This is a genomic window from Pseudonocardia sp. SID8383 (assembly GCF_009864975.1).
GTDB classification, from domain to species: domain Bacteria; phylum Actinomycetota; class Actinomycetes; order Mycobacteriales; family Pseudonocardiaceae; genus Pseudonocardia; species Pseudonocardia alni.
This window is the reverse complement of sequence record NZ_WWFY01000301.1, coordinates 1-8,553: the sequence shown is the minus strand read 5'-3', so window position 1 is coordinate 8,553 and position 8,553 is coordinate 1. Positions and strand designations below refer to the sequence as shown.

Here is an 8,553-nt window from a genome sequence, read left to right as displayed (position 1 = left end):
ACAACGCCGAGCTGGTCGCCGCCCGCGGCGCCGGGCTGGGTGGCCCGTTCACCGCCGACACGCTGCGCAGGCTGCTGCACGACGGCGAACTCGCGGCCGCCGCCCGCGACGTCCGCGCCGAGATCGCCGCGATGCCGACGCCGCAGGCCAGGGTCGAGGTGCTGACCGCCCTGGCCTGAGCGGCGTCGGGACGGTGGGCCTAGAAGACGGCGACCGCGACGATCAGACCGAGCGCGACGTGCGCGGCCGCGACGACCTTCGCCACCGCCCGCGGCTCGTCGGACTGGATGACCTCGCCGATGTCGATGCCGGTCACCCACTCCAGCAGCCGCACCGCGGCGACCTGGGCGATGATCCCGATCAGACCGAACACCAGCGACGACACGACGCCCTGCAGCAGCGAGCCGTACGAGCCGTAGATCGCGGTGACGATGATGAACGCCATCGACAGCATCCCGGCCGAGGTGATCGTGACCGCGTTCGGCAGACCGCCGCGGACCATCGCCGGGAGCTTGCCGGGCGTGGTGAGGTCGATGGCCCAGAAGCCGACCAACATGAGCAGGGTGCCGATCACGGCGTAGAGCAGGATCGCGCCGACACCGCGGCCGAGGACGCCCCAGTACGTGGCGTCGAACGCCTGGGCGAGGATCACGGGAGGTACCTCCGGGGAGCGGGGGTGTGCAGGAACCGGTGCAGGAACAGGGTCAGGACTCGGGGATGCGGTGCGGCACGAAGGCCGCGCCGTCGTCGGTGATCAGGCCGGCGGTCTCGCGGATGCCGAGCCCGGCGGCGGTGTCACCGACCAGCCAGGCGCCCAGGCAGGGACGGAACCCGTCGAATTCGGGCAGCGGGTCGAACATCTGGTAGACGAAGCCCTCGTCGCCGTAGACGCCGCCGGTCGCGGTCTCGTAGCCGGGGGCGACGATCTGGATGTTGGCGCCCTCGCGGCCCAGCAGGGGCTTGCGGACGTACTCGGTGAGGATGCCGGGGTTGCCGAGCGAGGCGGGCAGCAGGTTCGGGTGCCCGGGGTACATCTCCCACAGCACCGCGAGCAGCGCCTTGTTCGACAGCAGGGTCTTCCACAGCGGTTCGAGCCACAGCGTCTCGGGCAGGCTGCGGGTGACGTGCTTGCCGAACTCGTCCGACAGCATCCACTCCCACGGGTAGAGCTTGAACACCGTCGACATCGGAGCTTCCTCGAGGTCGACGAAGCGGTCCAGTGCGGAGTCCCAGCCGATGTCCTCGATGGACAGTCCGACGGTGTCGAGGCCCGCCTCGGCGGCGGTCTCCTGCAGGTAACCGACGGTGATGTGGTCCTCGCCGGTGGACTCGGCGCCGGACCAGGTGACGTGCACCTCCGACGACGGCAGCAGACCCTTCAGCTCGCCCCAGCGTTCGACGAGCTTCTCGTGCAGGGAGTTCCACTGGTCGTCGCCCGGGTGGACGTCGGACAGCCAGTGCCACTGCAGGATCGAGGCCTCCAGCAACGAGGTGGGGGTGTCCGCGTTGTACTCGAGCAGCTTGGCCGGGCCGGAGCCGTCGTAGCGCAGGTCGAAGCGGCCGTAGAGGTGCGGGTCCGAGCGGCGCCAGGACTGCGCGACCTGCTCCCAACACCACTCGGGCAGCGCGAAGTCCCGGAACCGCTCGGTGGTGACCACGTGGTCGACCGCCGACAGGCACATCGACTGGAGCACCTCGACGTCGGCCTCGAGGGACAGGACCTCGTCCATCTCGAAGACGTAGTGCACCGACTCGTCCCAGTAGGGCCGCTCGTTGCCCGAGCCGTCCCGGCCGGGGGTGCCGAAGGCGAGCCCCTGCTCGGCGACGGTGCGCTGCCAGTCCGGACGGGGGGTGCCGCGTTCGCGTCGCACGCCTCAGCTCCCGCTGGAGAAGCCGGAGCCGCCCGAGGACGACGACGACCCGCCGCCGACGCCGAGACCGCCGCGGGAGATCGTGCCGCTGCGGTTCGCCGAGCCGATGGTCGAGCCGGTCGTGCCGCTGCGGACCGTGGTGCCGCTCGGCGGCGGGGACACGTTCCCGCCGGTCGCGACCTGGCCGACGCCGCCGCTGCCGCCGTAGTTGTAGTGGTACTGCCGGCCGCCGCCGCCCAGGAAGATCGGGACGAAGGCGAAGCCGCCGCCCCCGTTGGACACCTGGCCCTGGCTCTGGGTGCCGCTGCAGTTTTCGTCCGGCACGACGACGCCCTGGTCGTCGACGCAGCGCGCCTCGACCGACTCGCTGCCGCCACCGGACCCGGCGTAGACGGCCGCGATCAGGGCGACGACGCCGACGGTCGCGCCGGCGCCGATCAGCACCCGCTTCGTGGTCTTGGAGCGGGCCTCCTTGAGCCGCACCGCCTCCCGGTCCGCGCGCAGCTTCTGCTCGCGGGCGCGCTTCTCGGCGAGCGTGGGCTCGCGCGGCGCGGTGCTGCCGTCCTGCTGCCGGATCCGGCCGCGCGGGGCCTCGGCGGGCTGCTCGGCGGGCGCGTTCGCCCACGGCGCCGTCGCCGGTCCGTCGGTCTGCGGTGTCGGCGTCGTCGACTGCGGCTCCGGTGTCGCGCCCCCCGGTGTCGCCCTCGGCGTACCGGCGGGCGGCGTGCTGTCGTCCGGGCCGCCGCCGGCGCGCGGTCCGTCGGTCATCGCTGGTCCCCCATCGTCACTCCCGTCCCCCGCGCGCACCGTACCGGGAGCGGCCGACGACCACCGGCCGTTCCCGGATGACGATTCGGCTGCGTTTCACCCACACCCGCCCGGACGAGTGGTCGCGGTACCCCGTCGCACCGGGCGGACCTGCACGTTCACAGCATCCGGCCGACCGACCGCCGCGCCGGGGCACCGGCCGGGTGAAGCCGGGCCGACCCCGGCTGCATGATGGGGGACGTCATGGATTCCCGCTCCTCCGCCGGCTCCGACCGGCCCGACGCGACCGGCCGCACCGCCGTCCACGCCGGGCAGGGGACCACCTCGGTGCTGTCCCGGCCGTCGGCCACGCCGGTGGCCCCGACCCGTCGGCGACGGTCGTCGGAGGCCTCCGGACGCGCGGGCGCAGGGCGGGGCGGGCTCCTCGGGGCCCGCCGGGTCGGGATCGGGATCCTGGTCGGCGCGGTGTTGATGCTGACCGTCGCGTCGGTCGACTCGCTGCTCGGTGCCGAGGTGCCCGTGCTGGGGTCGTTCGCGTCCTCCGGGGTGCCGAAGGTGGAGGAGCCCCCGCCGCTGCCGCCCCCACCGGACACCCCGGGCACCTGCCTGAACTGGACCCGGTCCGACGCGACCGACACCGCCGCCGTCGACTGCGCCCGGCCGCACCTGTTCGAGCAGGCGGGACGGGTCGCGCTGACCGACCAGCCGACGTTCCCGGCCGACGAGGCCTGGCAGAAGCTCGTCGCCGACCGCTGCACCCCGGTGGTCACCACGTACCTGAACGGCAAGTTCGACCCGGACGGGAAGTTCCGGGTGGGCGCGCTCAAGCCGTCGCAGCAGCGCTGGGACAGCGGCGACAAGGGCATGCGCTGCGGCCTGCAGATGGCCTCGCGCAGCGGGGAGATGTTCCCGATCACCGGCAAGGTCGCGGCTCAGGACCAGTCCGCGGTCCAGCCGGTGGGCACCTGCCTCGCCATCGACGGCCGCACCGTCGGCGACCCGACCGACTGCGCCGGGCCGCACGCCGTCGAGGCGGTCGGGCTGGTCGACCTGGGTACCGAGTTCACGGAGGACTGGCCGGCCATCGAGGACCAGGACAAGTTCCTCCAGCCCGCCTGCACCGACGCCGCGAACACGTTCGCCGGCAACGACCAGGTGATCGGCGCCAAGGGCCTCACCGTCTACTGGGGCAACCTCTCCGAGGAGTCCTGGAAGGCCGGCAGCCGCAAGGTCAACTGCAACATCGGCACCCTGCTGCCGGACAACAGCGGCTTCGCCTCGATCACCGGCTCGGTGAAGGGGAACCTGGTCGTCTCCGGGCAGCCCGCCGCCCCGGCACCGTCCGCGCCCGGTGCGCCCGCTCCGGACGGTGCCCCGGCCGACGGGTCGGCCACCCCGGCCCCCGGCTCGCAGGCCCCGGTCGAGCAGCCCGACGGCGAGCAGCCCGCCGCCCCCGACGGCGGCGCCGGACAGCCGGACCTCGACATCCCACCCGGCCTGCCCGGGCTGTCGGGCAACTGACGTGCCGGTGGCGATGCCCGCCGACCGGTTCGACGAGCTGGTCTGCGAGGCGCTCGACCTCGTGCCCGCCGAGCTCGCCGCGGCGATGGACAACGTCGTCGTGCTGGTCGAGCCGTGCCACCCCGACGAGCCGGACCTGCTCGGGCTCTACGAGGGCGTCGCGCTGACCGAGCGCACCGCGGACTACGCAGGCGAGCTGCCGGACCGGATCACCGTGTACCGCGACGCCGTCCTCGACTTCTGCGAGGACGAGGAGCAGGTCGTCGACGAGGTCGCGATCACCGTCGTCCACGAGATCGCGCACCACTTCGGCATCTCCGAGGAGAAGCTGCACGAGCTCGGCTGGGGCTGACCCCTACCGGTGGGTGGCGCGCCGCCCGCCGGGCATCGCGTCCCACAGCTCCGGGACCCAGCCGCCGGGGTCGCGACGCAGCACGACCCGGCCGGTGTTGGGGACCGGGCGCTCGCGGCCGTAGGTGACGTCGGGGTGGCCGGGTCCGGAGCCGTCGTGCCCGCCGAGCAGCGCCAGCGACAGGATCCGGATCGCCGCCCCGTGGCTGACGACGACGACCGCCCCCTCCGTCACGCCGGAGGTCACCGCGGCGAGGTCGGGCAGCGCCCGGCCCCACACGTCGCGGGCGGACTCGCCGCCGGGCATCGCGCGGTCGACGTCACCGTCCCACCAGGCCTCGAAGACCTCGTCGAACGCGGCGCGGGCGTCGTCGCCCTCCTGGCCCTCGAGGTCCCCGACGAACACCTCGTGCAGGCCCTGGAGCAGCTCCACCTCGCGTCCGAGCGCGCGGCCGATCGGGGCGGCGGTCTCCTGCGCCCGGGTCGCCCGTGACGCGTACAGGCCCTGCACGGGCCATCCGGCGAGTAGCCCGGCGACCTCCTCGGCCTGCGCGTGACCCAGCTCGTCCAGCCCGGGGCCCGGCAGCGCGGTGTCGAGGCGGTGCCGCACGTTCGACGGGGTGCGGCCGTGCCGGACCAGCACCAGGCGCAGCGCGCCGTCGTCCGGCGGGACCTGCGCGATCCGGGTGCCGGTGCCGACGGCCGCGAAGGAGGCGGCGCCGTCGTGCTCGTCGTCGGTCTGGTGGCTCACGTGTCGGCTCCCCGTCGGACCGCGGCGAGCCAGCGCTCGGACGCGGCGTAGTCGTCGGCGGTGGCGACACCGAGCGCCGCCACCGGGCTCCCCACCCCGGCCGCCGGGGCGTCCGGTGCGGGATCGGATCGCGGGAACGACCCGAGATAGATCAGCCGGTCGCAGCGACGGTGCAGTGCGGCCAGGGCCTCTCCCATCGCCGGGTCGGCGACGTGGCCCGAGCAGTCCAGGTGGAACCAGTACTCGGCGTGGCGGCCCTTCACCGGGCGGGACTCGATCCGGGTCAGGTCGATGCCGCGGACGGCGATCTCGGTGAGCAGGCCGAGCAGGGTGCCGGGGCGGTTCGTCGTCGTCGCGGCGAGGGTGGTGCGGTCCCAGCCGGTCGGCGCCGGCGGCGGGCCGGGGCGGGTCAGCAGCACGAAGCGGGTGACGGCGCCCGCGTTGTCGGCGATGTCGTCGGCCAGCACCTCCAGGCCGTGCTGCGTGGCTGCGAGCGGGGCGGCGACGGCGGCATCGACCTCACCCCTGGCGGCCTGGGCCGCGGCCTCCGCGGTGGAGGAGCTGACCCGGACCTCGGCGGCCGGCAGGTGCTCGGCGAGCCAGCCGCGGGTCTGGGCGATGCCGTGGCCGTGGGAGGCGACCGAGCGGATCGCGTCACCCGTGGTGCCCGGGCGGCCCATCAGGCAGAACCGGACCGCGATCCGGGCCTCACGGGCGATCACCAGCGGCGGATCGGCGACGAGCCCGTCGAGCACCGGCGGGACGGCGCCCTCGACGGTGTTCTCGATCGGCACGCAGCCGGCGTCGACGGAGCCGTCGCGGACCGCCGCCAGCACCGCGGGGGCGCCGGGCAGCGGCACGAGCTCCGCGCCACGCGACTCGGGCAGGGTCAGCAGGGCCTGCTCGGTGAACGTGGCGTGCGGCCCCAGGAATCCGATCCGCATCCGATCCGTCCTGATCAGTCCAGCAGTCCGAGGGCGACGAGGTCGGCGATCGGGACCGGCTCCGGGTCGACGCCGCAGCGCGGCAGGACGGTGCGGACCTGCTCGACGGCGGCCTCGGGCAGCTCGTCGAGCTCCCGGGCGAGCTTCTCGCCGTCGGTGCAGGCCAGGGCCTCCTCGGCCGGGTCGGGCGAGGCGCTGACCCCGGTCATCCGCGCGACGGCGGCGATCAGGTTCAGCAGGCCGTGGCGGCCGCGGGGCGTCGACGCGGACGGGTCCTCGCGGACGATCCGGTCGATGCCCTGGGCCGAGATCCCGCCGGTGCCGCTCTCCAGGCCCGCCAGCAGGAACTTGTGCACGTCGACGATCTCCGGCACGTCGGAGGCGCGCGGCCCGCCGAGCCGGATCTTCGGGGTGCAGCCGTGCTCGGCGACCCTGCGGACGGCGGCGAGCCAGGCGAGCGTGCCCTCCTCGTCCCCCTCGACGGGGCGGCGCGGCTCCACGACCGGGGTCACCTCGTCCGGCACGAACTCCGAGACGCGTTCGAGCCAGATGCCGTCGACGTCCGGCGGTGCGGCGCACTCGACGGTGCTCGGGGTGAGCAGGCTGGAGCGGGAGAACACGGTCGACAACGCCTTCGGCACCGCACCCAGCCCGGTGTCGACGACGAGGGCCAGCTCCGCCGGCCGGCTCGGCGCGGAACGGGCGAGCTCGGTGACGACGGCGGGCAGCTGCGACGCGGGGCAGACCAGCCGTCCGACGAGGCCTCCGTAGTGGCCGTCGCGGGCGGCGAGATAGCGCGACACGACGGCGTCGACGCCCGGTGCGACGGTCCTCGGCTGCAGCAGGCTGGTGTCATCGACCAGCGCAGCGAGCAGCGGACGGATCGGCCACGGGTCGGCTGAGGAACCCGAGGGCACGGTCATCACGCCGACAGACGCTAACGGTCGGGTCACGGCGCCCCCGCAGAGGGGGTTGCCCCCCCTGCGTCACAGGGCACTGGACAGGCGACACTGCCTACTGCTTAGGTAAGGGTTACCTAATCGGAGGTGAGAGTGGGAACGACCCGAGTGCGCCGCCCCCCGACGCCCGCCGTCGCCGAGCGAGCCCGCAGCCTCGTCACCCGTGGTGGCCGCGCGGCACTCGTCGGCACCGGCGAGCCGGAACCGTGTGCGCCGCTGATGCACCACACCTGGCCGGACGGCACGACCGACCTGCTGCTGCCCGACGACCACGTGCTCCGCGAGCGCGCCCGGCTCACCCTCGACGGGCTCCCGGTGATGCTCGAGCTGACCGGCAGCACGCCGGTGCCGCTCGACGAGCCGGTCCGGGAGCTGCTGTGGCTGGTCGGGACCCTGCAGGAGCCGGACCCGACGACCGGCCGGGAACGGGCGCTGCGGCTCGCCGAGAAGGCCCCGCACCCCAACCTCCTCGACGCCGGGCGCGGCGCCACCCTGCTGCGGCTGCACCCGTCGTCGGCGGTCTACTCCGACGCCGAGGGCTGCGCGCCGGTCTCGCCGACCGAGCTCGCGGCCGCCGAACCCGACCCGTTCTGCCGGGTCGAGCAGGTGTGGCTGGAGCACCTGGACCGGGCGCACCCGGAGATGCTGTGCGCGCTGCGCCGGCACCTGCCCGACGGGCTGGGGTTCACCGGCGGCCGGGTCCGCCCGGTCGGCGTGGACCGCTTCGGGCTCCGCGTGCGGGTGCCCACCGCGACCGGCACCCAGGACGTGCGGCTGGCGTTCTCCGCACCCGCGGACACGCCCGAGGAGCTGCAGCGCCGGTTCGCCGAGCTGGTGGGCTGCCCGGCGGCCGGGGGCCGCTGAGCCGGGCTCAGGGACCGGCGGGTGCCAGGTGCTCGGCCTGCACCTTCCGGGTCACCTTCCGCTCGGCGACGAACGACGCGACCGGGATGGTTCCCGCGGCCAGGATGACCACGGCGAACACCGGCTTCCACCGGCAGCGCTCGGCCAGGATCAGCGTGCACACGATGTAGATCATGTACAGGAAGCCGTGCACCATCCCGATCAGCGCGACCGGCCGCGGGTCGCCGAACAGGTACTTCGCCGGCATCGCGTAGAAGGTCAGCAGCAGCAGGCCGACGCCGGTGACCCAGGCGGAGACCCGGTAGGCCTTCAGAGCGGTCGCGACGGTCACGGGGTGGACTCCTCCCGGTGCCGGGCCGCCAGGCGGGCCAGCTCCTCGTTGTAGGCCCGCAGCTGCGGATCGGTGCTGCGGGGCGGGGCGGCGTTCGCCGGGCGGGACGTGAACGGCGACGGGCCGGCCGGGGGTGCCGGGACGGCGGGCTCGGCGGTCGACGTCGAGGCCGACGCAGCGGCCGGCTCCGAGG

Annotated in this window: 10 protein-coding genes and 1 pseudogene; 3 read left to right on the top strand and 8 right to left on the bottom strand. The window is 74.5% G+C overall.

Annotation, left to right across the window (positions count from 1 at the left end; all coding sequences use genetic code 11):
- Positions 1-199 precede the first annotated feature (199 nt).
- From GTW08_RS07520 to GTW08_RS07510, 3 genes are read right to left on the bottom strand one after another with little or no spacing between them, the layout of a single operon-like run.
- On the bottom strand, positions 200-652 hold the full coding sequence (locus tag GTW08_RS07520; RefSeq protein ID WP_161151655.1) for a DUF350 domain-containing protein: 453 nt from the start codon (positions 650-652) through the stop codon (positions 200-202).
- Positions 653-704: 52 nt separating this feature from the next.
- A complete protein-coding gene (locus GTW08_RS07515) occupies positions 705-1,871 on the bottom strand; it encodes a glutathionylspermidine synthase family protein (RefSeq protein WP_062399176.1) in 1,167 nt (388 codons plus the stop codon).
- Between the two features lie 3 nt (positions 1,872-1,874).
- Positions 1,875-2,639, bottom strand: a complete 765-nt coding sequence (locus GTW08_RS07510) for a hypothetical protein (RefSeq protein ID WP_202416630.1) — start codon at positions 2,637-2,639, stop codon at positions 1,875-1,877.
- Between the two features lie 243 nt (positions 2,640-2,882).
- Here GTW08_RS07510 and GTW08_RS07505 point away from each other — a divergent pair, with 243 nt between their 5' ends.
- Both GTW08_RS07505 and GTW08_RS07500 read left to right on the top strand, forming a co-directional pair.
- On the top strand, positions 2,883-4,160 hold the full coding sequence (locus tag GTW08_RS07505; protein ID WP_157818400.1) for a septum formation family protein: 1,278 nt from the start codon (positions 2,883-2,885) through the stop codon (positions 4,158-4,160).
- A 1-nt stretch (position 4,161) separates the two neighbouring features.
- A complete protein-coding gene (locus GTW08_RS07500; protein WP_208623007.1) occupies positions 4,162-4,512 on the top strand; it encodes a metallopeptidase family protein in 351 nt (116 codons plus the stop codon).
- A gap of 3 nt (positions 4,513-4,515) precedes the next feature.
- Here GTW08_RS07500 and GTW08_RS07495 read toward each other — a convergent pair whose 3' ends face one another.
- Genes GTW08_RS07495 through GTW08_RS07485 form a run of 3 tightly spaced genes read right to left on the bottom strand, consistent with a single transcriptional unit; the run spans position 4,516 to position 7,129 of the window.
- A complete protein-coding gene (locus GTW08_RS07495) occupies positions 4,516-5,262 on the bottom strand; it encodes a histidine phosphatase family protein (RefSeq protein ID WP_157818399.1) in 747 nt (248 codons plus the stop codon).
- The gene (gene pheA / locus GTW08_RS07490) at positions 5,259-6,206 is read right to left on the bottom strand and encodes a prephenate dehydratase (protein WP_100879150.1); all 948 of its coding nucleotides are present in this window, start codon (positions 6,204-6,206) and stop codon (positions 5,259-5,261) included. Before pheA ends, GTW08_RS07495 begins: the two co-directional genes overlap by 4 nt.
- A gap of 14 nt (positions 6,207-6,220) precedes the next feature.
- Positions 6,221-7,129, bottom strand: coding sequence for a hypothetical protein (locus GTW08_RS07485; protein WP_083657987.1), 909 nt, complete (start codon positions 7,127-7,129; stop codon positions 6,221-6,223).
- 129 nt (positions 7,130-7,258) lie between these two features.
- Here GTW08_RS07485 and GTW08_RS32450 point away from each other — a divergent pair, with 129 nt between their 5' ends.
- On the top strand, positions 7,259-8,029 hold the full coding sequence (locus GTW08_RS32450) for a DUF2470 domain-containing protein (protein WP_073573767.1): 771 nt from the start codon (positions 7,259-7,261) through the stop codon (positions 8,027-8,029).
- Between the two features lie 7 nt (positions 8,030-8,036).
- Here the strand turns inward: GTW08_RS32450 and GTW08_RS07475 are convergent, their stop codons facing one another.
- Complete coding sequence (locus GTW08_RS07475) at positions 8,037-8,360, bottom strand: DUF3817 domain-containing protein (RefSeq protein WP_073573766.1); 324 nt, start codon at positions 8,358-8,360, stop codon at positions 8,037-8,039.
- Positions 8,357-8,553, bottom strand: a pseudogene (locus GTW08_RS30960) (hypothetical protein); the annotation flags it as partial. The pseudogene GTW08_RS30960 and the gene GTW08_RS07475, both read right to left, overlap by 4 nt.